The 23,365-nt window shown below is 53.2% G+C and carries 16 protein-coding genes; 10 read left to right on the top strand and 6 right to left on the bottom strand.

The features are described from left to right. Positions 1-27 precede the first annotated feature (27 nt). The 3 genes from SH449x_RS08990 to rpsB form a co-directional block, all read right to left on the bottom strand. A complete protein-coding gene (locus SH449x_RS08990; protein ID WP_482381003.1) occupies positions 28-1,761 on the bottom strand; it encodes an RHS repeat-associated core domain-containing protein in 1,734 nt (577 codons plus the stop codon). A 268-nt stretch (positions 1,762-2,029) separates the two neighbouring features. Further along, positions 2,030-3,010 carry a translation elongation factor Ts gene (gene tsf / locus SH449x_RS08985; protein WP_482381002.1) on the bottom strand — a complete coding sequence of 327 codons (981 nt, stop codon included), beginning with the start codon at positions 3,008-3,010 and terminating at the stop codon, positions 2,030-2,032. A gap of 114 nt (positions 3,011-3,124) precedes the next feature. Next, positions 3,125-3,901 carry a 30S ribosomal protein S2 gene (rpsB, locus tag SH449x_RS08980; protein WP_482381001.1) on the bottom strand — a complete coding sequence of 259 codons (777 nt, stop codon included), beginning with the start codon at positions 3,899-3,901 and terminating at the stop codon, positions 3,125-3,127. Between the two features lie 1,139 nt (positions 3,902-5,040). Between rpsB and SH449x_RS08975 the strand changes: the two genes are divergently transcribed. Continuing rightward, on the top strand, positions 5,041-5,655 hold the full coding sequence (locus tag SH449x_RS08975) for a hypothetical protein (protein WP_482381000.1): 615 nt from the start codon (positions 5,041-5,043) through the stop codon (positions 5,653-5,655). Here SH449x_RS08975 and SH449x_RS08970 read toward each other — a convergent pair. Next, positions 5,579-6,238: a DUF502 domain-containing protein gene (locus SH449x_RS08970; RefSeq protein ID WP_482380999.1), complete on the bottom strand. Its 660-nt coding sequence runs from the start codon at positions 6,236-6,238 to the stop codon at positions 5,579-5,581. The two genes, SH449x_RS08975 and SH449x_RS08970, sit on opposite strands and share 77 nt — an antisense overlap. A gap of 251 nt (positions 6,239-6,489) precedes the next feature. Here SH449x_RS08970 and SH449x_RS08965 point away from each other — a divergent pair, with 251 nt between their 5' ends. From SH449x_RS08965 to SH449x_RS08945, 5 genes are all read left to right on the top strand, one after another. Then, complete coding sequence (locus SH449x_RS08965; protein ID WP_482380998.1) at positions 6,490-9,624, top strand: PVC-type heme-binding CxxCH protein; 3,135 nt, start codon at positions 6,490-6,492, stop codon at positions 9,622-9,624. Positions 9,625-9,794: 170 nt separating this feature from the next. Next, complete coding sequence (locus tag SH449x_RS08960) at positions 9,795-10,697, top strand: serine/threonine-protein kinase (RefSeq protein WP_482380997.1); 903 nt, start codon at positions 9,795-9,797, stop codon at positions 10,695-10,697. A gap of 55 nt (positions 10,698-10,752) precedes the next feature. Next, positions 10,753-11,763 carry an acetyl-CoA carboxylase carboxyltransferase subunit alpha gene (locus SH449x_RS08955; protein ID WP_482380996.1) on the top strand — a complete coding sequence of 337 codons (1,011 nt, stop codon included), beginning with the start codon at positions 10,753-10,755 and terminating at the stop codon, positions 11,761-11,763. Positions 11,764-12,728: 965 nt separating this feature from the next. Further along, complete coding sequence (locus SH449x_RS08950; protein WP_482380995.1) at positions 12,729-12,998, top strand: hypothetical protein; 270 nt, start codon at positions 12,729-12,731, stop codon at positions 12,996-12,998. 423 nt (positions 12,999-13,421) lie between these two features. Beyond that, the gene (locus tag SH449x_RS08945) at positions 13,422-14,504 is read left to right on the top strand and encodes a DUF2891 domain-containing protein (RefSeq protein ID WP_482380994.1); all 1,083 of its coding nucleotides are present in this window, start codon (positions 13,422-13,424) and stop codon (positions 14,502-14,504) included. Between the two features lie 5 nt (positions 14,505-14,509). On the opposite strand, the gene SH449x_RS08940 is transcribed toward SH449x_RS08945, so the two are convergent. Then, entirely contained in the window at positions 14,510-15,388 is an 879-nt protein-coding gene (locus tag SH449x_RS08940) for a CvpA family protein (protein WP_482380993.1), read from the bottom strand. Positions 15,389-15,641: 253 nt separating this feature from the next. Between SH449x_RS08940 and SH449x_RS08935 the strand changes: the two genes are divergently transcribed. The 3 genes from SH449x_RS08935 to SH449x_RS08925 all read left to right on the top strand — a co-directional run bounded on the left by SH449x_RS08935 (position 15,642) and on the right by SH449x_RS08925 (position 19,230). Beyond that, positions 15,642-16,364: a metal-dependent hydrolase gene (locus SH449x_RS08935; protein ID WP_482380992.1), complete on the top strand. Its 723-nt coding sequence runs from the start codon at positions 15,642-15,644 to the stop codon at positions 16,362-16,364. Positions 16,365-16,422: 58 nt separating this feature from the next. Further along, positions 16,423-17,883 carry an alpha-amylase family glycosyl hydrolase gene (locus SH449x_RS08930; RefSeq protein ID WP_482380991.1) on the top strand — a complete coding sequence of 487 codons (1,461 nt, stop codon included), beginning with the start codon at positions 16,423-16,425 and terminating at the stop codon, positions 17,881-17,883. 195 nt (positions 17,884-18,078) lie between these two features. Then, entirely contained in the window at positions 18,079-19,230 is a 1,152-nt protein-coding gene (locus SH449x_RS08925; protein WP_482378499.1) for an IS110 family RNA-guided transposase, read from the top strand. A 489-nt stretch (positions 19,231-19,719) separates the two neighbouring features. Here the strand turns inward: SH449x_RS08925 and SH449x_RS08920 are convergent, their stop codons facing one another. Further along, positions 19,720-19,959 (bottom strand): hypothetical protein, encoded by a 240-nt coding sequence (locus tag SH449x_RS08920; RefSeq protein WP_482380990.1) that lies wholly within the window; start codon positions 19,957-19,959, stop codon positions 19,720-19,722. 332 nt (positions 19,960-20,291) lie between these two features. Between SH449x_RS08920 and SH449x_RS08915 the strand changes: the two genes are divergently transcribed. Then, on the top strand, positions 20,292-23,234 hold the full coding sequence (locus SH449x_RS08915) for a CHAT domain-containing protein (protein WP_482380989.1): 2,943 nt from the start codon (positions 20,292-20,294) through the stop codon (positions 23,232-23,234). Positions 23,235-23,365 lie beyond the last annotated feature (131 nt).

Genomic DNA, 23,365 nt, shown 5'->3' with positions numbered 1-23,365 from the left:
AAGTCAGAACGCGCTTTTGAATCTTTATCACCGAGATCCAAACAGTGATCTAGAGTTTCGAGTCTGACTTTTGCTTCTTGTACGTAGCAATGGCCCCTGTGCGTTAATTAGGCAGTCACGCTGCTTAGACGCGTCAACAACAGTGGTACATGCAACACCGACGACCCCAGCTCCCCTGAGTCCCCATTTTACGCAAAACTTAACGGTATTGCAGACTCTCCCGCCGATTCCAGGATTCACAACCGGCGGATTTCCAACCGGCGGATTATTCACGACAGCGCGCTCTAGAACCGGGGCCTCATAGGCTGTAAGCCCAGCTGGATCAGTCAGCACCATCACTCTTCCATCAATAAACTCATACAACGCCCACTCGCTCCCTGCATACCCAATCGGGTCCCTTCCCAAGAACCTCCCCGCCAATGGGCTCATACATCTAGCACGGAAGTGATGCAGGCCAAGCGTCTCATCCCATTCTCTACCTGTGTATGTGTATCGATTACCAACCGCAGAACTCGTAAGCACAGTTCCGCTGGAGTTTAGGATCGTAGGTTGACCATACGCGGTGTACGCGTATCGCTCTGCAACTGCGCCAGTCGACGTGGTCATAGCGGTGATCGAGTACTGTTGGTTGCGATGGTAGTAATGGATGGTGCCGCCGGTACCCGCTGCCTTGCGCACGACGGGTTCGTCGATGTAGCTGGCGAATGTAGTAGGTGGTAAGGTGTAAGTATTAAGGTGTAAGGAAAAAGAGCCAAACAAGCTTGTCACATCGGTGGTGATGTTTTGGCCTGCGGCGGTGAGGAGCTCGTGCGTGGGGCCGTGGGTGCGGTTTTGCGCCGTGCCGTTGGTGGTTATGCTGTTCCAGTCGCCAACTGGAGTTAGGTTCCAAGCTTGGGTGAAGGTTCCGCTGGCGCGAGAATAGCCTGTGAGACGATCTTCGTCGTCGTAGCTCGTGCCTGCTGAAGTGAACCCGTAGCCGCTCATTGTTCCGCCAATGGTCTCGGAAGTTTTGTTCTTGTTCGCGTTCCAAGTATAACTCAGGTTCCCGATGGCAGTACCGGTTCCTCCATACTTAATTCCCGTTAAAAGATTATCAGTGGAATAGGTTCTGGTTCCCGTGACCCCGTTTCCGAGAGTTTCTCCGGTGAGCCTGCGACCGTCGTCGTAGGTTCTGGTGCTGATGGTGGAACCGTCCAGTTTCAACAGGTGCAAGGCTCCAGTGTCGTGGTAGGTTCGCTCGGAGATGGAGCTGTCGGGATAGGTGACTTTGGTGAGTTCGCCTCGCGAATTGTATTCGCTTGTGGTGGTGTAGGTTCGGCTGGCGATGGCGAGGGATTCGGTGGCTTTCCTGCCGATCGGGTCATAAGTCATGGTGGTGACTTTGCCCAGTTGATCGATGCTGCGTAGGGTGCGACCTGCACCGTCGGTCCAGGTCGAGGTGGTTTTACCTAGGGAGTCGACGCTAGTGGTGACCAGGACGGTTCCGAAGCCGCTCAGGCTGGTGGTGGCGTCGTGGACGGTGCAAGACCAGGTGGCCAGGGTATTGAGGGCGGTGGAGCCTGAGCCTCGGTAATTGTTGAGTTTGTCACTCATGACGGTGCGGCCAGCCGCATCGGCGATGGAGAAGCTGATTTCGTCTTCGGAGTTGATGACGACGGTAACGCGACCGGGAGCGGTGGCGCTAAAGGTGATGCCTGCTCCGCCGTTGGCGGTGGTTTGGGCTAGTTTGGCGATGGCGTTCGAAAGGGAGACTCCTCCCAAGCCTGCGATAGGGGGCAGTGCGGGGCTGATGGCTCCACGTGGGATGAGCCAAGTGGTTTGATAGGTGACTCGTCCGAGGGAATCGTAGCGGTTGGGTCAATTCCTATTTGCTCGTTACTGGGGCATTTCTAGTTGCTCGCTGACAATGAGCAAGATTCCTTCGAACACGGCGGAGTGGTCTTTCGGGAACGCAGACCATTAGAATGACGCACAAAAAAACCGAGCGATTAAGCTCGGTTCATTTGGAATCAATTTTTAACGCCGAAGATTAGCCGATCGCAACGCGTTTGAATTCGACGATCTCAGCTCCATCGGCAAAGGCTTTGACGGCCGCGTCTACGGTCTTCGTTTCGTCCAGAACGTAGAACTGATTGAGCAAGCACTTTTCTTGATCGAGAAGGGTGTTGTCGGCAACAAACCGATCCAGCTTTCCTGGCACGATCTTATCCCAAATCTTTTCCGGTTTGCCCTCAGCTTGGAGTTCTGCTTTGATCGCATCTTCGGCTGCTTTCATTGCCTCAGGGGTTAGTTGCAGCCGGCTGACAAACTGTGGAACCGTTTTGAGAGGCTTGCCCAGTCGTGCTCGGTCCTCGTTCTCAATCTTGATCTGGCTGATCATGGACTCTGTTTCCTTTGCGACGTACTCAGCATCGAACTCGGTGTAGTTCAGAATGGAGGGTTTCATCGCGGCGATGTGCATGGCAACACCTCGGAAGAACTCGTCTCCGCCAGCCTTGCCGCCATCCTTGAAGGAAAGCAGAACGCCGATCTTGCTTCCCGCATGGATGTAGCTAGAGAGCTTTTCACCGGTTACTTTGTAGAGTTCCGATACGACAATCTTTTCACCGGTCTTGCCGGTTTGATCTACAAGCTTCTCAGCCACGGTCATGCCGTCGATAGAAAGTGCTCCGAGTTGCTCTGCATTTTCGACTTTGTTGTCGAGAGCCATTTGGACCAAGGACTTGGCAAGGTCGATAAAGCCGTCGTTCTTCGCAACGAAGTCGGTTTCGCAGCACAGAGCCATGACGACGCCGGTGGTCTTGGTGGAATCGAGGGCGGTAACAACACACCCTTCGGAGGCAGACTTATCCGCTCGCTTCTCCGCGACTTTTTGGCCCTTCTTACGAAGGTAGTCTAGCGCTCCTTCATAATCCCCATTGGACTCCTGGAGAGCTTTTTTGCAGTCCATCAGACCTGCGCCAGTCTGCTTGCGTAGTTCTGCTACATCACTTGCTGAAATCGTCGACATCGTTTGTTATTCCTCAAAAACTATTGAAAAAACTGGCCTGTAAAAAACTGACGTCGAGCTCGAGAGCCCGACGTGCTGTTGTTATTCAAGAAGCGATTCAGGCGAAACTGGCGATTAAGCCATCGCGTCAGCCTTGGCTGCCATCTCGGCCGTAATATCACTTTGAGTCGCGCCACCTTGAGCAGCTACGTTCTTTTGCTGTTCTGGATTTTCTGCACGACCAGCCAAAACCGCGTCGGCTAGTTGCTTGATGATCAAATCGATCGAGCGAATACCGTCGTCGTTACCTGGGATCGGGAGGTCGATCTGTGTCGGGTCGCAGTCGGTGTCGATTAGAGCGACCGTCGTGATCCCCAAGGCCTTTGCCTCGCGAACGGCGTTCTTTTCCTTCTTGGGATCGACGATCACCATGCACTCGGGAACCCGGTTAAGCAATCGAAGACCATTTAGGTTGCGGTAGATTTTTCGGTACTCTCGATTGAGAGACGATTGCATCTTCTTCGAATAACCGTTGATTCCCTCTCCGTTGATGATAGCCTCCAGCTCGTCCAGTCTCTTCATTCGGTCGCGAATGGTACGAAAGTTGGTCAATGCTCCCCCTAGCCATCGCTCGCTAACGAACGGCATTCCACAACGAGTCGATTCTCGCTGGATCACTTCAGAAGCCTGACGCTTGGTCCCAACGAACAATACAAGCGATCCTTGAGCGGTGACTTGGCTCAGATATTTTTTCGCTCGCAACATGCCGCGAAGCGTTTCGCGGATGTCGATGATGTGAATCAGATTCTTGCGGCCGTAAATGTACGGCTCCATTTTCGGGTTCCAGCGACTAACCCTGTGCCCAAAGTGTGCACCAGCTTCGATAAGTTTCTCTACTAGTTCGTTGGCCATAATGACTCCTCTTTCTTTGCATCCTCACCATGCGACTCCCGGCCAAGAGAGGGCACAGGGCTTGCTTTCGCTTAGCCCTTCAGTGTTTTTTCCGATGCGTTTATGTGTGGCACGAGCGAGACTGTCCCGCCCGTAAAACTTCAAGATCGAAAGTATCGGACATGGGCTGTTTCCGTCAATGGAAAATCAGGTCGCGGATTACCGGTTTAGCATCAATTTCCGATCCCTTTTTTCCTCCAACTTCCCTGTGCAAGGCCCTTCAATGAGCGCCAACCATTGTCCGGACCCTCGAACTTGGTCTGCCAGGACTCGAGTCGCACTTGGTGATCCACATTTTTTGATGGATCGTGACGGAGACACCTTTATCTGGTCTGGAAAATAGGCAGTCTGGGCAAAGTCTGTTGGTTATTCGGAAAGCTCTGAGGATTCCGACCGCAACGACTCGATAACTTGTTAGGAAGGGGGTGAGATTTCCTGGTTTATGCCGTGCGGCATCGACATTCCCTGGCCATGAATTCCTTCATTCTACCTGGTGAAAGACTCGAATGACCGTGCCACAAGAATCCCTGTTGCGACGTCGTCACTTCGCTAGTTTGCTCAAAGCAGTTAGTGCGGCGTCGACCCTTGCAGTCCTCGTGTCCTTGCCTTCGACGACCTACGGGCAACAGGCCTTTTCGAGTTGTGATAAGCCGTTTCCAACGTGCGGAGTGGAGTCGTCTTGTTCAAGTTGCGGTTGCGGAATCCCCCAAAACCCTGGAAAAGTTCCGGCAGTTCCAACCGCCGTCTGCGTTCGTCCACGCTCACTTTCTTTCGCGGAAAAGATTCTCCGCCGGCTCGATCAAATCGGCGACCAGATCGAATACGAAGCGTCGGGGAATAGCTCTTGTGCTTGCTGCTCCGTTGGGGGAGCGAACCATCACGCTGCGGGTGCGGCGACTTCTGGGTGCGAATCCCTTGGTTATAGTCGAGGAGCTGGCATTCCGGCTTGTGGTTGCGGACCTAGTGTCCCATTCGGTGTGTCCGACACAATATCACGCAGGCAGGGTGCGACATTTGGCCAACCCTTTACAACCGAGAACTCCACACGGAATGACAGGGCAGGGCAGGGGGGCTCGAATGGGGGCCACGAGGGTGCACCGATGTTCCCGGACAAGCCTCAGGATCTTCAGGCATTAGGAAAGCTGAGTGACCAGCCGGGTGCGGCACCTCGGATGGAAAAACCAGTTGTTGCACCTGCTCCCCAGGTTCCACCTTTGGAGACAAGCACGCCACAATCTACGGATAGCCGACTTTCGAGGCCTCTGTCTCCACCCGTTCCACTCCCCAGCAATCACGGAAATTCCGTCGGCGATCGTCCAAATTTGATTCCGACTCCTTCCGATGACTTTGAAACCCGACCTCGCGAGCTCTCGACTCCAATACTTCCACCGGCCTTGCCTGAAGCTCAGGACGAGATCCCTGACGTATTGATCGACCCATTCAAAGATGATGCGAGTTGGAGAGGCAAACGAGATCGCATGAACGGTGTGCGTTTGTCCTCCGGTGAGATGGCCAACCCGCTGAGAATCAGCACGGTCGACGGTGTTGCCCCGCGGCCAAAATTGCTGCCGACTCCGCACGATGACGACGTGCGAGTCGTGGTAGAACCGCCGCCTGTTGTAACGAAACCAGCAGTGATCAACCGTTACCGCCAGTTGAATGACGAGATGAGTCCGAAGGTTGATCGCATTGCTGTTCCTCGAAAGAAGAATTAGTGACACGCCCCATCTGTTCCAACTGACTGACCGCTTCGGCAAAGGAAAGACCCGCCGATTTAACCTGATCGGCAAGTACGAGAGCCAAGAATCCGTTCCAAGGGTCTGGCGAACCGGGCATATAGACAGTAACCCTGCCATCTGATTGACGATTGGTCTCAAATGCGAGCCGCAGATAGCCCTGATGCTCGATGTAGACCGGCTTCATCGTGGGAGAATGCAGGTCACCGCTGAGCGTGCCCGCAAGCAATTCCTTATAAATCGCATATTTGGGAAATACCTTTAGAAGATTGTTTTCGATCCATTGATTGCCTTCTCTGGCGATCGATCTGGTTGCGACAAGGCCTGAGGCGAAGCATGCGACGACAACCCCTGCAACGCCCCCTAAAAAGAGCACCGCAACACCAAAGCTCGAATGAAAAAAATCGGGAAGCAAAGGGTCGATTGCTTTATACGTTTGCTGCGCTACCTGAAACACGTAGCTGAGAACGAAAGCGACAGCCACGATAGGTAGTAGAAAAACGAGCCCCCCGATTGCGGTTGCTTTGAGGAAGGAAACGGAACGTGGGAGCATTTCTGACATGGCGGTTCGGTTTTCGTTCGTGTGCCTAACAAAAGATTTCCACGGAATGGCAGTCGACAAAGGTTCGATGGCATCGAGCTTTCTAACCAATAACCCAGGCCCAAAAAGTCACCAATCGGGGCGTTTGTAGTTTACCCCACTTTTTCGGCCGGCTCCCCGCGCGAAAGCCGAATTGCATCCCAGTTCTGTCGTAGAATAGAGGTGCACACTCCAATTTGTGTGGATCCCACCGACCGAAGTTATGACGACTCATGATATTCCACGACACATTCTTGCGATTCGTAACTAGTTTTGTTTTCTGTCTGGGCGTTGCTAACGTGTCCACCGGTCAGGGGCTCGGCGGGGCAGGGCAGGGGGGGCAAACCGCTCCCGACCAAGTTGTTTTCGCGAGCGAACTGCCAAGAATCCCCCCTTTGTCAGCGATGGATTCCATGAAGAAAACGGTGCTCAAGCCTGGCTACGAGCTCGAGCTAGTCGCGTGCGAGCCTCAAGTGGTTGATCCTGTTGCAATCACTTTCGACGAGCGATCACGCATGTATGTGGTAGAGATGATCGATTACTCCGAGCAAGCCACAGAAAGCTTGGGGGTTATCAAGCTACTGGAGGACGAAGACGGTGACGGTTTCTACGAAACCAGTACGGTGTTCGCGTCAGGTTTGTCCTGGCCGACAGCCATCATTTGCTTTGAACAAGGTGTTTTTGTGGCGGCAGCACCTGATATTCTTTTCTTGAAGGATTCCAACGGTGACGGTGTCGCGGATGTCAAAAAGACCATCTTTACGGGTTTTGGGCGAGGAAACGTACAAGGCTTGGTAAACAGCTTTCGCTGGGGATTGGACAATCGGATTTATGGTCAGACCAGTGTCTCTGGCGGATCGATCCAGACTTCGGCGCAGCTAGATGTTGAACCTTTAGCAGTTAATGGTCGCGACTTTTCCTTCGATCCGGTCAGGCTCGATCTGCGTTCCGAGTTTGGTGGAGGGCAGCATGGGATGGCGTTCGATGTGTATAGCAATCGGTTTACTTGTCACAACAGCGATAATCTCCAGGAATATTTCTATGAGCAACGTTACGAAGCCAGCAACAAACTGATTCCTTTGCCACCAGCGAGACGAAGCATCGCGACCGACGGCCCGCAAGCCGAGGTGTTCCGGTTAAGCGATGTCGAGCCGTGGCGAATTCTCCGCACGAATTTACGTTTGTCGGGAGTTGCTCCCGGATTGTTGGAAGGGGGCGGACGAGCGAGCGGCTACTTCACCGGTGCAACTGGTGTTATGGTATACCGAGGAGATCAAATGCCTGACTTGTATGGGCAAGTCTTTGTTGCCGATGTGGGAAGCAATCTGGTGCATCGCAAGAGACTCTCTCGTAGCGGTATCGGCTGGCAAGGGGATCGTATCGATGCGGAATCGGAGTTTATCGCATCCTCTGATGTATGGTTTCGCCCGGTGCAAATCGAGAATGGGCCGGACGGTTGTCTCTATATTCTTGACTTCTATCGCGAAGTCGTTGAGCATCCCCAATCATTGCCGGCTTCCATTAAGCAGCACATTGATTTAACGAGTGGACGCGACAAGGGGCGTATCTATCGCGTGCGGCAAGCCGGCCGATCGGTGCAATACAGCCATGATTTGAGTGCCTATTCGTTGGAGAGGCTGGTGGAGACTTTAGACCATCCCAACGGATGGCATCGTGAAACGGCGCGCCGATTACTCCACCAAAAACTCTCTGGCTCATCTGATGCGGCAGCGAGGGAGCTAGTCCTCAACGCCGTTGAGGCATTTCCACTTTCGGAAGAGGGCAGGGCAGGGGGGCTGGATCGCTTGAGTTTGTTGGCAGGTGCGGGGCGGATTCCTGCCCAGCTCGATGTTTGGCTCATGCATAGAGACCCGGAGGTTCGAATCGCTTCGATACGATTACTCGAGGCGCCTGCGAAAGGCAACCTTACGGTTCGGCAGGAACTGTATCGTCTAGCAAGTGATTCGGATGAACGAGTCCGATTTCAGTTGGCTTTGACGATGAGCTTGCTTCCAGAGACTGCTGACGATTCTTCTGCTCGGTCGGAGTCGATCCGCGAACTGCTTACAAGTGTGTCGAGCGATGCGATGTCGTTTCACGCTTCGGCAAACAGGGATGCGAATAGGGCTGCTGTTGGGAATCTAGTTGGATCGGTGGCAGAAGCGTTCATGAAGGAGTACTTGAGCGAACGAATGCTGGCTCGCGGGGCGGGGCAGGGGGGAAGCAATAAACGAGAGGACGGAAAAGCGTCCGCAAAGTCGTGGGAGTTGTTGGGGTATTGTTTTGCTCGCGTAGCTATGGAAGATGCGTTAACAGCCCTGGACAAAGAATGGGGCAGGGCAGGGGGGCTTTCCATCGAGGGTGGTTCCGAGCAGATCACGCTTTCTGACGAAGCTGTAATGTCAGGGGTGCTCATGGGGCTGGCAGAGCGATTTCGATACGATGCAAACTTATTAAAGAGCTATCCCGAACTGCTTCGGCAGAGTCAGATGTTGATACAGCGATCCGTGCAAGTGCTTCTTGACTCCGACCGTCCGATTGCCGAACGGCTGGAAGCGTTAAAGGAGATGAGATGGGCCGAGGAGGGAGAGGTCATTAGGCAATGTCTGTCGTTGTTTCCCTCGAGTCCGCTCGAGTTGCAAATGGCTGCACTGGAGTTTTTGGGGCGGTACCAAAACGAGTTGGTCGCTACCGGGACGCTGGATCAGGTACGCGTGCTTTCTCCACAGGTGCGGTCTCGCGTGATTGACATGCTCATCCGGCGAGAGGAGTGGCTCAGCATTTTGTTGGAGAGAGTCAAGCAAGGAGATTTGGCTTGGGAGGAGTTTTCGGCTTCCCAGCGGTTGGCTTTACAGAATCATCCCAGTCAACGGGTAAGGTACTTGGTCGCAGGGGGGCTTTCTGTCAACAGGCAGGATCGCGTGGCAGTTATCGATGACTACCGCGAATCGCTTGCTTTGGTTGGGGATCATGTAGAAGGGAAAAAGCACTTTTTGAAGGCCTGTTCTGCCTGCCACCAACTCGACGGCACGGGCTACGAAATTGGTCCCAGCTTGGCAGCCTTTCGGTATCGCGGTGCGGAGGCGATTTTGGAGCATGTGCTGGATCCGAACAAGGAGGTTAACCCGATGTACTTGAGCTACAACATCCTAACGAGCGATGACAGGACCCTGACCGGCATGCTGGAATCGGAAACGTCGGACAGCGTAACTCTGACTCGTGGAGGAGGTTTTCGAGACACGGTTAGCCGTTCGGAGATTGTCGAAATGAGAAGCTCGCGGACCTCGCTCATGCCAGAAGGGCTAGAAAACCAGCTTGATAAACAGGCAATGGCTGACCTGCTCGCGTACCTTCTGCGGTCGAGATAGGCCTCAGATAAACCTTTCCGCCTGGGGGGATTTTGCTTATAGTACTACCTGGATGGTGTTGCTAGGCTTGAGGATCTTCAAACCGGCATTACCTCGGTTTTTACGACTTTTAGGTACTTTTCAGGGCAGGGCAGGGGGGCAACGGTCCGCTTGTCATTCAAGGCGGATTGATGTCGAAATCGCGAGATTTTTTAGGTCCTTATCGGCTGACACGCTTGATTCGGCTCGGCAGTACGTGCCAAGTTTGGGAGGCAGTCAAGGATGATGGGAACCGCTATGCGCTCAAGGTTATCCGTCCTGAGCAGCTGGGCAACAAAGAGGAGATTGGCTTCCTCAAGCATGAGTACGAAATTGCTTGCACGCTGAACCACAAAAATATCATCAAGCTGGTCGAGTATCGCGTCGAGTCAGGCTTTCATTTTTTGGTTCTCGAACTGTTTAGTGAAATGAACTTGAAGCAAGCGTTGCGACGTGGCCCTGAGCCGATTGCTTTTAAAATGCAATCGATTGTCGAGCAGAGTGTCGAAGCGTTGTATTACTTTCACAGCAAAGGATATGTGCACTGCGACGTTAAGCCGGACAACTTGCTGCTGGGAAGAGATTGGCTGGTGAAGTTGATCGACTTTACAATCGCCAAGAAGGTCAAGACGGGTATCGGCCGATTCTTTGGAGGCGGAAGCAAAGTCGAAGGGACGCGATCGTATATGTCCCCCGAGCAAATTCGAGGTCAAAGACTGGATGGACGCAGCGACATTTACTCGCTCGGGTGCATGATCTATGAGTTGTTGGTCGGCAAGCCCCCCTTCACCGGTGTTAGTCCTAATGAGCTTCTTAGCAAGCACCTTTCGGCTCAGATCCCTTCGGTGTTGGTAAATAACGATAATGTCTCACCCGATTTTAATAACTTGCTAAAGCGACTCATGGCAAAGAAGCCGGAGGATCGGCCCGACAGCATGTGGGATGTCTTAAAGAACATTCGGGCGACTCCGATTTTTAAGAAGCCACCTCGCATTCCAGATATCAACATCTTCGACGACTTTACTGGCGGTGGACGCATCGAGGCACCGACTTAGCCAGCTGTTTTGGTTTACTTGATCTCAATCTACTTTTTAGTTTAAGCATAAAAAAATGATGGACGCACCTCCTCCTGGATTCGAATTTGAACAGCCGATGCATGACCTTGAAATGCAGCTTAGGCATTTGGAGCAGAATGCGAGCCATACCCCTGAGGAAGAGGAAAAGATCAACGCGCTGCGCCGGCAGTGGACCGAGACGACTCGAGGCATTTATGCATCGCTAAGCCCTTGGCAAATCGTTCAAGTGTCTCGTCACAAAGACCGCCCCTACACGCGAGATTATCTCAATCTCGCATTTGACGAATTCATTGAGCTCCACGGGGATCGATTCTTTGGCGATGATCGTGCCATGCTCACGGGGTTTGCCAAACTTGGGCGTCAGAAAGTCATGGTCGTTGGTCACCAAAAGGGGCGAACCTACAAAGAGCGTACCGCTTGTCATTTTGGATGCGCTCATCCTGAAGGCTATCGAAAAGCGATGGCGAAAATGAAAATGGCCGAGAAATATAACCTGCCGATTATCTGCTTTATCGATACGCCGGGTGCATATCCAGGGGTCGGAGCTGAGGAGCGAGGGCAAGCTCAAGTGATCGCTGAGAGCATGTTCTTGATGAGCCAGATGCGAGTGCCCATCATTTGCGTGGTTATCGGCGAAGGGGGCTCCGGTGGGGCGTTGGGAATTGGAGTCGGAAACAGGATTGCAATGCTTCAATACGCGTACTACTCGGTCATTAGTCCAGAGGGATGCGCGGGGATTCTGTGGAAGAGCCATCAGTTCGCGCCGAAAGCGGCTGATGCTTTGCGGTTTACCTCCTCGCATTTGTCCAGGCTGGGTGTGGTAGACGACGTTATCGAAGAGCCGCTGGGTGGAGCTCATCGGGATCATTACTTGACCGCTTCAAGGCTAAAGAGCTACTTGACCCGCACGTTGTCTGAGTTGCAAGCCATGTCTCCTGACGAGTTGGCTACGGATCGATACGAAAAGTTCCGACGGATGGGGACTTATCTAGAGCAACTAGAGGATGGGACTCAGGCTACAAGAGGCGTGGTGATCACCAACTAGGCTCGATTGGACAAGATAGCTGATCTCATTGAGCACACTGCCATCTCGCGGTGGAGCAGGGGGCGGCCGGCGCGAAGTGCAGGGCAGGGGGGCAGATGGGAAGCTTTGCGCAGATTCAGGATGCAACTGTCGAAAGATGTGTGTCGAAAGATGCATACGGTATTTTTCGACATACATCTTTCGACAGCCCCTCAGCCAGGAGCCGTTCCAGGGCTTGTTGGGCGCTCCCCTTGGGCATCTGTGGGATGTGTTGATGGAGGTTGTCTTATAGCGATGGTTTTGACCGCCCTGCTCTCTTTGGAGTGGATCGCTCGGGTCTTGATCTCAAGATTCTTTGTGATGAGATCCTTCGGCAGTCGATCGCTTTTAAAATCTTCCGTTTGGGCAAGTTGCCCGGGAATTATCTGTGGGTGTGATTATTGCGGTTTCGTGGACTGTTCTCCGCGGGTGTTTTGTGGCGTGTTGCCGGGAGTTTGCTGATGAGCAGGAGCATGCCGATGGACGGAGCTTTTCGTGTTGAGTAGTCTGTGCACAGTTGGGGGCGAGGGCGTGGCAGCTCGTGCCTGATCCCTGCGAACGGGAGTGTCTGGATGCGATCGACAACCTCCCGGCGTACCTCGGCTTCCACTGCTTCGTCAAGCCTGGCCGTTCGGCTGGGCAGGCGGAGACGAACCGAGGCGAGAGGTTTAGGGTAGGGGGCGTGAGTAGTTGTGAGGGCAGGGGGGGCACGCCGTAGTGGATCTTGTTAAAGCTCCCTGCTTCCCCCGGCCACTACCGACCGCAATGGCACAGGGAGAAGTCTTTAGTCTTTAGATCAACCCCCTCTTGATCGATCCAGCTCAGATACGGGCCGTCACCTTGGGACTTTTTTTGCATGCTGTCGTTTGAGCCGTGCTGCGGGCCGGCCTCGCTTTTAGCTGTCTGGCGGAACCCTGGCTTTCGAGTTCGTCTTTGATTGGCGGTGAATGGCATTTCGGTCGGCCCTCAAAGCTGGCGGCAGACCAGTCGTCACGCTGCGGGCGGAACCCTGGCTTTCCCAGGAACCTCTAAAATCCTTGGTAAAACCGCATCTCAAACCGAACATAATCAACATTATCGGACGTTGTGTTCTGGGGTTTTGGGGCTGGGTTTGCTTTGGCCTATGGGGGCGTGACGGCATGGGGCGTCGGGTGGTGGGCAATGATGCAATGCTTAGCGAGGCCGGGAGTCGCCTGCGGCGACGCGAAACCAAATGATGGGAAGGGGAAGTTGCTTGACGGAGTTGATGGGCGGCGAAAGTCCGAGAGCCCTACCGGAGGGCTGGCGCCCGTTCCGCTACTATTGGCATCGCTGCGCGATGGTGGGGGCAGATCTGTGTGCGGCGGGCGAGTTGACGGCAGCACGCCCTTCGTTCCTCGGAGCGTTCCACCCAGGTTCGTGCTTGTTCATTCAGAGTGGGATGGCAGGATCGGTGCCCTCTTGTTCGCTCAGAGCGCGGTGCTCAGTTTTATGATCTTCGCTCCTCGGAGTGCCGATCCGGATGCTGCCGCACAGGGCTTTTGCCGGCGGCAGTCCCCTGCTCTGCTGATGATTGGGGTTCCAAAATGCTGACGGATTCTCTGCGGTTCGGGTAAGATATGCTGGTCCTGTGTTTCGTCCCCGAAGATTGAGTCCCTTTTATGTATTCGATTTGGTTCCGTTTTTCCCTAAGCCTTGCCGGCTTGCTAATCCTCGCTTGCCCCGTGAGCTTTGCGCAGTCGATTGAGAATGAGCAAGCTGCACAGCTTGCTGAGCTTGCCTTGTCCGGTATCGAGCGTGAATATCCGAACAAACCGTCCAATGTGATGACCGGCGAGCAAGATGTTCTCAGCCCCAAGCAGATGCACCCCGCTTTCTATGGATGCTTTGATTGGCATAGCAGTGTTCATGGACATTGGATGTTGGTTCGGCTTCTCAAAACCAATCCGGAGCACTCGCGCGCGGAAGCGTCTCGCGAGATCCTTGGCCGAAGCCTGACTCTCGAGAATCTGACCGCTGAGGCGGAGTACTTTGGGCGACATGACAACAAATCGTTTGAGAGAATGTACGGATGGGCATGGTTTTTAACGCTGGTGGCCGAGTTGCACAATTTTGAGGATTCACAAGCCAAGAAGTGGCGTGCGGCGGTCGTTCCTCTTGAGCAAAAGATCGTGGAGCTTACCAAGGGCTACTTGCCTCGCCTTAGCTATCCCATCCGTACCGGTGTCCATCCCGATACAGCTTTTGCTCTCGGGCAGATTTACGACTATGCCAAAATTGTGAGCGACAAAGAGCTTGTGGATCTTATTGAAAAGCGTGCGATCGAGTACTACGGAAGTGACTCTCGTTACAACACCAGCTTTGAGCCTTCGGGGGAAGACTTTTTCTCTCCCTCGCTCAACGAAGCCGATTTGATGGCTCGCATATTGCCCCAAGCTGAGTTTGCTGCATGGCTTTCTGAGTTCTTGCCGGACCTAAAGAAGGGTAGTGATTGTCGGCTGCTCGTGCCTGTGGAGGTGAGCGATGTTACTGATGGCAAGCTGGTGCACCTCGCCGGTTTGAATCTGTCGCGAGCGTGGTGCATGCGAGGGATTGCGAATCGGTTGCCTTCGGGAGATCCTCGAAAAAAGTTGCTCGAGGATTCGTATCGCGAGCATTTACAGGCCGGCTTGCAGTATGTCTTCAGCGGTCACTACGAAGGGGAGCATTGGCTCGGCACCTTCGTTGCGTATGCGAGCCTATAGCTGCCTTACTGAGGAAGGATCGGCCATCCCCCCCCTGCTCCGCTGTTCATGTTTGGGTTGGGGATATTTGGATTGGGGGTGCCGGGGTTGATGCCCGGCTGGTAAGGAGATTGGCCCCAGCCTTGGTTAGGAGGATTAAAATTGCCACCTCCGAATTCCCATGCGTTGCCCGTTGATTGCCCCCCTGCCCCGCTGCTCGGGAGTCCGCTCGAGGGCTGGATTGGTTGTTGGGTGAAACCACCAAAAGAGTTGGTAAATCCTTGCTGGTCAGCGAAGCGCCCCAGATTTTCTAGCAGCCCCCCCTGCCCTGCCCTGGGCTCGCTGCCGGGGGTGGTGACCAGCTCGCCCGGTGGAATCTGGCCTGATTGGCCTTGTTGTAAACGTTGTTCGAAATTGTCGATGTAGGGCCCAACCACTTGCTTGATCTCTCCCGGCAAAATGCCACCAGCGTTCGCAAGGAGCTTGCTGATATAGAAGCCGCTTCTGGAGTTTGCAATCCGTTGTTGTTGATTCGGTCCGAGTAGCGACATGGCAAACATAGTGATGATGAGGCAGAGGAGAACTCCCTTGAGAAAACCAAAGCCTGCGCCCAAGTGACGGTCGAACTCCCGTAACTTTACTTTGTCGATTGACGAGCTTACAAAACGAAACACCATCCAGATAGCAAAGCTCGATCCGAAGTACAAAAGGAGCATCGCTAGAAAAAGATTCCAGGGCGGATCGGCGTTGATCATCTTGGCCACATCATTGCGAAAGGTATACGCAACGAAATAGCTCGCTACGATCGAAGCGACCGAGGCAACTTGCCATGCAAAGCCCTTGATGCCACCAAAGATCGTGGCGCCGGCTAATACAATCAGCATCAAAATATCGTAAGTCTGCATTTTGCTAGCATTGTTAGTGGTGCGATAGCTATCCCCGCAAGGATTCAGGTATCTCTCATTGGACTATAGCAACCTAGCTTGATCGGGGTAAAGATCGAGGGTTCACCTTTCGTTGCAGAGAAGGATTTTGGTATGACTGCCGCGAGAGACAGTTTGTGGCGGCGCAGGCGGATCCGGTTACGGCCTGCACGAAAGATGCTCTTAAAGCGATGCCGGAAGAAAAATAATTTGCTTAGCGAACGAGGTTCCTGGGATGGCTGATTTCAGAACACACATGACCGTAAGTACCATTGCTGGTGCTTTGTATGGGCTTGGCGGGTATCAGTCCGGAATGCCAATAGAAAGCTGCATCATCGGTTGTGCATTGTGCAGCGTCAGTGGCATGTTGCCTGATCTGGACAGCGATTCGGGGATTCCTCTCAGGGAGGCCGTCGCGTTCTCCTGTGCTATCATTCCGATGCTGATGGTAGAGCGATTTCGTCGGATGGGGCTTAGTCATGAAGTCATGGTGGTTTCTACCATTATCGTCTATTTTTTGCTTCGCTTTGTCGTCGCCGAGATGTTCCGGCGTTACACGGTCCATAGAGGAATGTGGCATAGCCTGCCTGCGGCCCTGTCCGTCTCTATCGTCGCATTTCTAGCTTCGTCCTGTGATAATGTGAGCTTGCGGCTCTTCAAGGCTGTGGCGGTATTCGTGGGCTTTATGTCTCACATTTTGCTGGATGAAATCTGGTCTGTTGAGTTTCGACGCGGGCGTTATCGCTACAAACACAGCTTTGGGACAGCTCTCAAATTCTGGGGGAATCGGCTGCCGGCTAACTTGTTTATTTACGCTTTGCTTATGACGCTGATGGGGTTAGCGTATAGCGACGAAGGGTTGATGGGGTACTTTGGTTATCAAGTCGCAAACCCTGATTCAGCGGCGAAGTGGCTCCAGACTTTTCAGGAGCATACGCTACAAATGTTTCGGCGTTAGCTCTGCAAAATAGCGACTACAATAGGCGATAGACTTCTTCCTCCAACCTGATTCGATCATGCGAAGTACTACGCTTTATCAAATAAATACACGCGCTCTATTGACGGAGTTGTCCGCACAGCTTGGTAAGCCAGCTGGCTTGGACGACATACCGGACGATATCCTCGATAGTTGGCAGGCCAAGGGATTTGAGTGGATTTGGATGCTTGGCGTGTGGCAAACAGGTGTTGCCGCCCGAGAAGTGTCGAGATCTAACCGAGCGTGGCGTCACGAGAATGAATCCGCCTTGCCCGATCTGAAGGATGACGACATTCAGGGATCGTGCTTTGCCATTGTGGACTATCGAACGCATGAGAAGCTTGGCGGTGACGCTGCTTTAGCTCGGTTTCGAAAGCGGCTGAGGGATCGCAACCTCCGACTGATGCTTGACTTTGTTCCTAACCACATGGCGATCGATCATCCTTGGATCGAGTCGCATCCTGAGTGTTTTGTGTCCGGCTCTGCCGAGCAATTGCGTTCGGAGCCATTGAATTTCTACACGGCTTACACGGGTAAGATACTCGCGCATGGCAGGGATCCGCACTTCGATGGCTGGCCGGATACGGCGCAACTGGATTATTCGAATCCCAAAACCATTGAGCTAATGTCTCGCGAGCTGGAACGCATTGCGGAGCTATGTGATGGCGTGCGATGCGATGTGGCGATGTTGATCCTACCCGATGTATTTCAAAGAACTTGGGGCCCCCCTGCCCTGCCCTTCTGGGAAGAAAATATTAAAAAAACCAAAGCCAAGTATCCCGGGTTTTGCTTTTTGGCGGAGGTCTATTGGGATCGCGAATGGGATCTACAGCAGCTTGGATTCGATTACTGCTATGACAAACGAATGTACGATCGAGTCCTTTACGAAGGGGCGGAGACCGTCAGGTTGCATCTGCTAGCTGAGCTCGACTATCAAGAACGCTTGGCTCGTTTTCTAGAAAATCATGATGAAAAGCGAGCTTGTGCGACCATGAGTGAAGCGAGGCACAAAGCTGCTGCTGTGGTGAACTATCTTGCTCCGGGCATGAAGTTTTTTTATGAGGGGCAACTCGAGGGAAGGCGGGTCAAGATTTCACCACATCTGATCCGTCGGCCTAAAGAAGAAGTGCAGCCGAGTATTCAATCCTTTTACGAGCGTTTGTTAGACTTGCTGAAGGAAGATTTTTTTCGCCAGGGCAAATGGTTGCTGCTAGATGCAAAGCCCGCGTGGCCGGCAGATGAGTCGTACGTCCGGGTTATATGTTTTCGCTGGCGAGGTGCCGATGGGCGGCATTTGATCGTGGCTGTCAACTTCTCGGATTTGCCAGCTTCGGCGCGAGTGCGTGTTTCGATTGATCGCACTTTTGTCAGCGAGGTTGTTTTGCGAGATTGGTTTCTGGGTGATCGCCGAGAGATACATCGCGGAGAGCTTTTCAATCCAGGGCTGCTCGTCGACTTACAACCCTGGGGCTTTCAAGTCCTCGAAGAGATCGATGCTTGAGCGGGTTCGAGAGACCTCAGCGCAGGGCGATGCCCATGCGGTTAAACGATTTTACTCAGCGCAGGGCGATGCCCATGCGGATAGGTATGAAAAAGCAACTTGCTGCACCTCGAATTACAATCGAGCAGTTAGCCCATAATCCTTGTGGTGCAGCAAGTTGCTTCCATTCTATCCCAAATCCCTGAAAGTTCCATCATGTCGCAAATTCTAGATTTCCCGCAAATTCCTGTGTTCGCCGGGTTAGATTACCATCAAGATTCCGTGCAAGTCTGCGTTCTGGACCAGGATGGCAAGAAACTTCTCAACCGCTCGGTCGCCAATTCTACACCTCTGATTTTTAGTACCCTTACCCAGTTCGGTACCCCTCTTCGCATTGGTGTGGAAGCGTGTTGCGGAGCTGCGAACTTAGCCGACGAGCTGGTAACGCAATACAACCTGCCCGTTCAGTTAGCCCATCCCGGTTACGTTAACCGCATGAAACGCTCTCCTGACAAAACCGATTTCGGTGATGCACAAATGCTTGCCGATCTATCACGCGTCAACTACCTGCCCAAGGTTTGGCTAGCTCCCAGCTATCTGCGTGAACTGCGCCGACTGGTGCGGCACCGTGGCCAATTAGTCAAACGACGCACTGAAACCAAGCTACGCATCCGTGGCTTGTTACGCGAGAATCGCGTTAAGTGTCCAGAGCCTGTTACGGCTTGGAGCAAGCCTTGGTTGGCGTGGCTACAACAAGGAGCCTCACTGAGTCCTTCGGACAAATGGGTGCTCAAAGACCACCTGATAGAGCTCAATTCCTTGACCGAACGCATCGGAGCGACCGAGGCGCAAATCTCCGAACAAACCAAAGACGATCCTGTGATTGTCGAGCTTCTTAAGCTCAAAGGGGTTGGACTAATCACAGCTGTGACGTTGAGGGCTGAGATTGGCCGTGTCGACCGCTTCTTGACAGGAAAGCAGTTGGCCCGTTTCTGTGGTGTGACACCTCGCAATGCCAGCAGTGGTGCTAGGCAAGCCGATGCGGGTTTAATCCGCGCCGGTAATCCAGACTTGCGTTGCTTGTTGATCGAGTTAGCACACCGTCTGATTCGCTATGACGAGTCCTGGCAAAAGCTGGCCTACTCGCTGATCTCGCAGGGCAAACACCGCAACGTGGCCGTGGCTGCTGTGGCCAATCGTTGGGTGCGAAAGTTGTTTCACCTTTGGAGAGCGGACTTCACTCCGAACATGGATTTTTTAAGGGATGGCAGGGTCGATAGAATCTCATCTAAATCCGAGCCGTCACCCAAGAAAAAGAGCCTGAAGAAAGCTCCTCAGGCTCGACGAGATTCCCCCGCCCTGACCTGATTATCCCTTGTGAGGTTGCTTCCCAGCAGAGCCACACTCCGTTTCACCAGGCGTTTTTTAAGTTAGTAAGCGTAACGATTTAATCAAGGAAAAATTCAGTAAGACATTCAGTGATCTTCGGGGAAAGGTGAGCTCGAGTTTAACCTGGGCCACAATCAACATGGGGCTCGTCTGCGGATGGGGCAGCCTTTCCCTCTTTCGAAAACAGCCAAATGGGCTATCCCATAACTGGGAGATGCTCGGATAGAGGAAGGGGATTACCGAATGGAACAACACTGAGCATTTCCGCGAAAAAAATCGTTCACGACTACTTGACGTTATCCGTTTTTCATAGAGGTTAAACGATTTTACTCAGCGCAGGGCGATGCCCATGCGGTTAAACGATTTTACTCGGCGCAGGGCGATGCCCATGCGGATAAACGATTTTGCTCAGTGCAGGGCGATGCCCATGCGAAGTAATTGACGAACTCTTCAATTGGCTACTAGAGACTAGCGACCGCCAGCCGCTTGGCGAGCCTTGTACTCTTCGCGAGACGCCTTTAATGCGGCAGTTTCGTTAGCGAGTTTGTTTTCCGGGCCAGCTGGGAAGTACTGGACATCGTCTTCCAGGTAGTAAGCACTGGGAAGTGTCTGGCCGGCCACGTGAACTTGGCAGCCAGTGCTCAATGCCATCATTCCCACACTTGCAACGGCTAAAGACAGCTTAAGGCCGAGATTCTTTTTTGACATTTTCCTGGTCACTCCGCAGCTCGAAAAACACTGACGTGGAACTGTGTTAACTCATGGGCAATCGTGAAATATCCCAAGAAAACAGCCTATCGCAAATCTCACGAGGCCGAACACTGGTGGAGATTATCGGAGTTTTCGTTTGATCACTTGAGATAAAGTGTAGAGGTTGTGCCGTTGAATCCGCTGTCTTCGTGCCGCTTTGTTGGTCATAATAAGTGCTCGCATTTCTTGAATCCCTGTTGAATGAGAATTTTATGAGCAACCTCTCCCCTGCCCTGCCCCGGCACTCAGGTATTTGTTCGGCGAAATGGCCTGCTAAGTTATCAGCAGTAATGCTAGCCATAATTGCCGTGCTTTGCGCACCCCCCCTGCCCTGCCCTGCTCAGGCTCCCAAGATTAAGCCAAAAGGGGAGCGAGTCGGCGCAAACTTGGTGAGAGTGGAGTACTACAACGCGCTGGATCTACTCGAGGACGGGCAGACCGAGCAAGCGATCATCGGATTTGATGCCGCATTGCAAAAGTCACGCACGTCCAAGAACCAGCGAGGAATAGATAGCATTCCTCCGCTCGTGATGTTGGGCGAATGCTTTTGGGCTCAGGGACGCATTGGTTTGGCGATGGAACAGTATGACGCAGCCTTAGCGATTTCCACGCAGTGTTCCAAATGGACTTCGATGCTAAGCGTAAAGCCAACCGGGAAAGCGGAGATGCGATCGCGAGAAATCAACTGGGGTGGAGAGAACCGTCGCGGAGCGGATTTCTGGAATCCAACGGAACTGGCGCAGATACCTCTAGGTGGCAGCGAACTATTGCTCGAACTGACAACGCCTCCAGCGGGTACGTCCCCAAGAATGGTCCCAGTGGATGCGATCGAAATAATTCGTTGTCAATCGATTGCGCTTCGTCGGCGCACTTATTTGTTAGGCGAGTTGGCCTCGTTGAACCCCCTCTCCCCTGCCCTGCCCCAGGCGTTTGTCGTTCCTCCAGATGTGACTCTGAGCGATACGCTAAAGACATCGCTTTCACTCTGCCAGTCGCTAGCAAAGTTGCCATTTGAAGCATCAGCGGGAGCTTCTACCACGATCAAAGGGGTGGTTTCGCTGCCAGCAGGGCAAGACTACGGGCTTTCAGCGGTCGCTCTGTTGTCGTTATGCGATTTGGCGATTGCGAACAACGATTTGAAGTCGGCTCAAGGCTTTGCGTTGGAGGCTTCTTTGGTCGCCGCCCAGGCAGAGCAAATGATGCACTGGGAAGAAGCGATTGAGTTGTGGTCAAAATGTGTGATTCATTCCGATCTTGATCAGAATGCGGTCGCGAGAACGTTGCAGCAGATGAGCAAGTATGGAACGGATCGCAGTCGTTTAGTCGCCATCCGTTGCCAAGTGGAGTTGGTACGGCAATTGGCTCTACGGGCAGATGTCGCGACGATGAAGAGGCAATCTTCGGTTGCCACCACCATGTTGCTGCCCAAGCAAGTGCTCCTACCAAAAATGGAGGCAGTCGTTGACTACGCTGCGGCGCGTCAATCCCTCATGGAGGGGGATTACGCGGTAGGATTGCAAAAGCTCGAGGAGAGTTTAATCCCGTTTGTCGGGGATTCTAACCTGGATGTCGGCAGCCCCATCCTATATCAGACCCGGCTGCTAACGAGGTTAATGGACCAGGGGATCGTAACGGACGAAGCAGGCCTGGGGATTCTGAGTCGGTTGCTTCAAGCTGACGCGGCAGGAAGCTGGAGAACGCATATTCAGGAGCAATTGGCTTTTCTCATTGCAGACAAATCGGATCCACTCAATTTGCTCGTACAAAGGACGATAACTGGTAACGACGAAGAAGCGAAGGTTGCGGTGATTGACTTGCTGTTTTCCGAGCGATTCCGACAAGAGAGCGTTCTAAATGGCCGGCTTCTGGAGTTTCGCCACATCGTCAACATCTCTGCAGAAAGATTCGCTGAGCCTGTTAAGAGCAATGTGTTGGCTTTTCAGCGTCAACTAGGGAACGCCAGCCAGAATGCAGTCCAGATGCGCGGACTAGTCGACAACTTTGCCTCACCTAACAAGCTCGATACGCGCCGCTGGACAAGTGAAGATGGCAAGAAATGGGAAACCACGAAGAAGCTGGCCACGGTTCAGGAAGCACTGTTGTGGGGACATGCTGTCAGCCCATTGTACATTCCAACGAGCTTTCCGCCGCGATTGGATTTGCCGAAACTGGATTCCGTGCTTCGAGAGGACGACGCCATACTGTTGTTCGCTGCAAGTGAGCAGTCGATCAAAGCCTTGATGAGAGTCGGTGGAAAGTGGACAGCGTGGAGCGTTGGCCAAGAAGCCAACTGGCGTGCCAAGCTACAAGGGATTTCAAAATCGATTCAAGATGGGGAGCCAACGATTGGTTCTGCATTGGAGTCCGACTTGGAAAGTTTCCGAAAGGTGCTTATTCCTGACGTTCAATGGGAGCAGTTGACCGCTTCTGCGCGTTGGGTTGTAATACCTGACGATGAGCTTTGGTTGTTTCCGTTTGAGTTGTTGCTCGAAGCGACGCCGACAGGCAAAACGCCAGCTATCGCGAATCACCCCATTGTCTACCTTCCAACCTTGGGCTCCGCCACACTTTTGATGCAGTCCAAGCCGTCGCAGGAAAGGGGCACTGTACTTCAGACCCCGAGCTTTTTAGCATCCAAACCTGATGCTCAGAAAACGGTCGCCAGCCGAGTTGGTAGCATGGCAGGAGTGAGTATCGTTGACACTGTCGGGGTGCAAACTGCGATTCCCTCTCGACTGCTGAAGACGGTGACGCCGGTGATGATCTCGCTATTGAAGACCTCTTGGAGCGATCCTAACAATATCGTTCTGGGGATCGATACGGCTATGAATGAAAGCGCCCTCGCGAGCTGGAATCAGTTGCCGTGGGGGGCTCCTAAGCATTTTTGGTTGATGGGGGCAGAGTTTCGGCCAGATGCGATTAGCTCCACCGGGGACGCATGGCGACGGCTTTCGTTGTCGCTGGCAGCCCAAGGGACGGAGCAAATGCTGGTTTCACGCTGGGCTGTAGGTGGCGAAAGTATGGTCATTTTAGCTGATGCCATGCGAGACTACGGCGGGACCGTCGTTTGGAGCGAAGCCTGGCAACGGGCGGTCGCGAGTTTGTGGGCCGAGGAGCTGAGCGTGGCGAGAGAGGTCAGGGGGCCTAAGGAGGTTGGTGCAGCAGAAATTCTTTCGGGTGAGTTGCCGCTTTACTGGGCGAGCTACTTGAACATCGGGGATTCGATCGAGTGATTGACGTCGGGCTTACACTGTTCGGAGTTCGTGGATTCCGTTACAACATGTAAAAACCAAGATCTCCGTTCCGAATCGCCTCTCACACTTCGAACGATTTGGGAGTTGCGGAGGCATGAAATCGTTCTCGT

Source organism: Brakhagea baltica (assembly GCF_052161605.1).
Classification (GTDB): Bacteria; Planctomycetota; Planctomycetia; order Pirellulales; family Pirellulaceae; genus JBKCUI01.
The sequence above is the reverse complement of the archived record's forward strand: the minus strand, read 5'-3'. Positions and strand labels throughout refer to the sequence as shown.

Coding starts and splice junctions, on each gene's coding strand:
- SH449x_RS08930 (WP_482380991.1), top strand. CDS start 16,423: ATGCGAAGTACTACGCTTTATCAAATAAATACACGCGCTCTATTGACG.
- SH449x_RS08945 (WP_482380994.1), top strand. CDS start 13,422: ATGTATTCGATTTGGTTCCGTTTTTCCCTAAGCCTTGCCGGCTTGCTA.
- SH449x_RS08975 (WP_482381000.1), top strand. CDS start 5,041: ATGTTCCCGGACAAGCCTCAGGATCTTCAGGCATTAGGAAAGCTGAGT.
- SH449x_RS08940 (WP_482380993.1), bottom strand. CDS start 15,388: ATGCAGACTTACGATATTTTGATGCTGATTGTATTAGCCGGCGCCACG.
- SH449x_RS08935 (WP_482380992.1), top strand. CDS start 15,642: ATGGCTGATTTCAGAACACACATGACCGTAAGTACCATTGCTGGTGCT.
- SH449x_RS08955 (WP_482380996.1), top strand. CDS start 10,753: ATGATGGACGCACCTCCTCCTGGATTCGAATTTGAACAGCCGATGCAT.
- rpsB (WP_482381001.1), bottom strand. CDS start 3,901: ATGGCCAACGAACTAGTAGAGAAACTTATCGAAGCTGGTGCACACTTT.
- SH449x_RS08970 (WP_482380999.1), bottom strand. CDS start 6,238: ATGTCAGAAATGCTCCCACGTTCCGTTTCCTTCCTCAAAGCAACCGCA.
- SH449x_RS08960 (WP_482380997.1), top strand. CDS start 9,795: ATGTCGAAATCGCGAGATTTTTTAGGTCCTTATCGGCTGACACGCTTG.
- SH449x_RS08925 (WP_482378499.1), top strand. CDS start 18,079: ATGTCGCAAATTCTAGATTTCCCGCAAATTCCTGTGTTCGCCGGGTTA.
- tsf (WP_482381002.1), bottom strand. CDS start 3,010: ATGTCGACGATTTCAGCAAGTGATGTAGCAGAACTACGCAAGCAGACT.
- SH449x_RS08915 (WP_482380989.1), top strand. CDS start 20,292: ATGCTAGCCATAATTGCCGTGCTTTGCGCACCCCCCCTGCCCTGCCCT.
- SH449x_RS08920 (WP_482380990.1), bottom strand. CDS start 19,959: ATGTCAAAAAAGAATCTCGGCCTTAAGCTGTCTTTAGCCGTTGCAAGT.
- SH449x_RS08965 (WP_482380998.1), top strand. CDS start 6,490: ATGATATTCCACGACACATTCTTGCGATTCGTAACTAGTTTTGTTTTC.
- SH449x_RS08950 (WP_482380995.1), top strand. CDS start 12,729: ATGGCATTTCGGTCGGCCCTCAAAGCTGGCGGCAGACCAGTCGTCACG.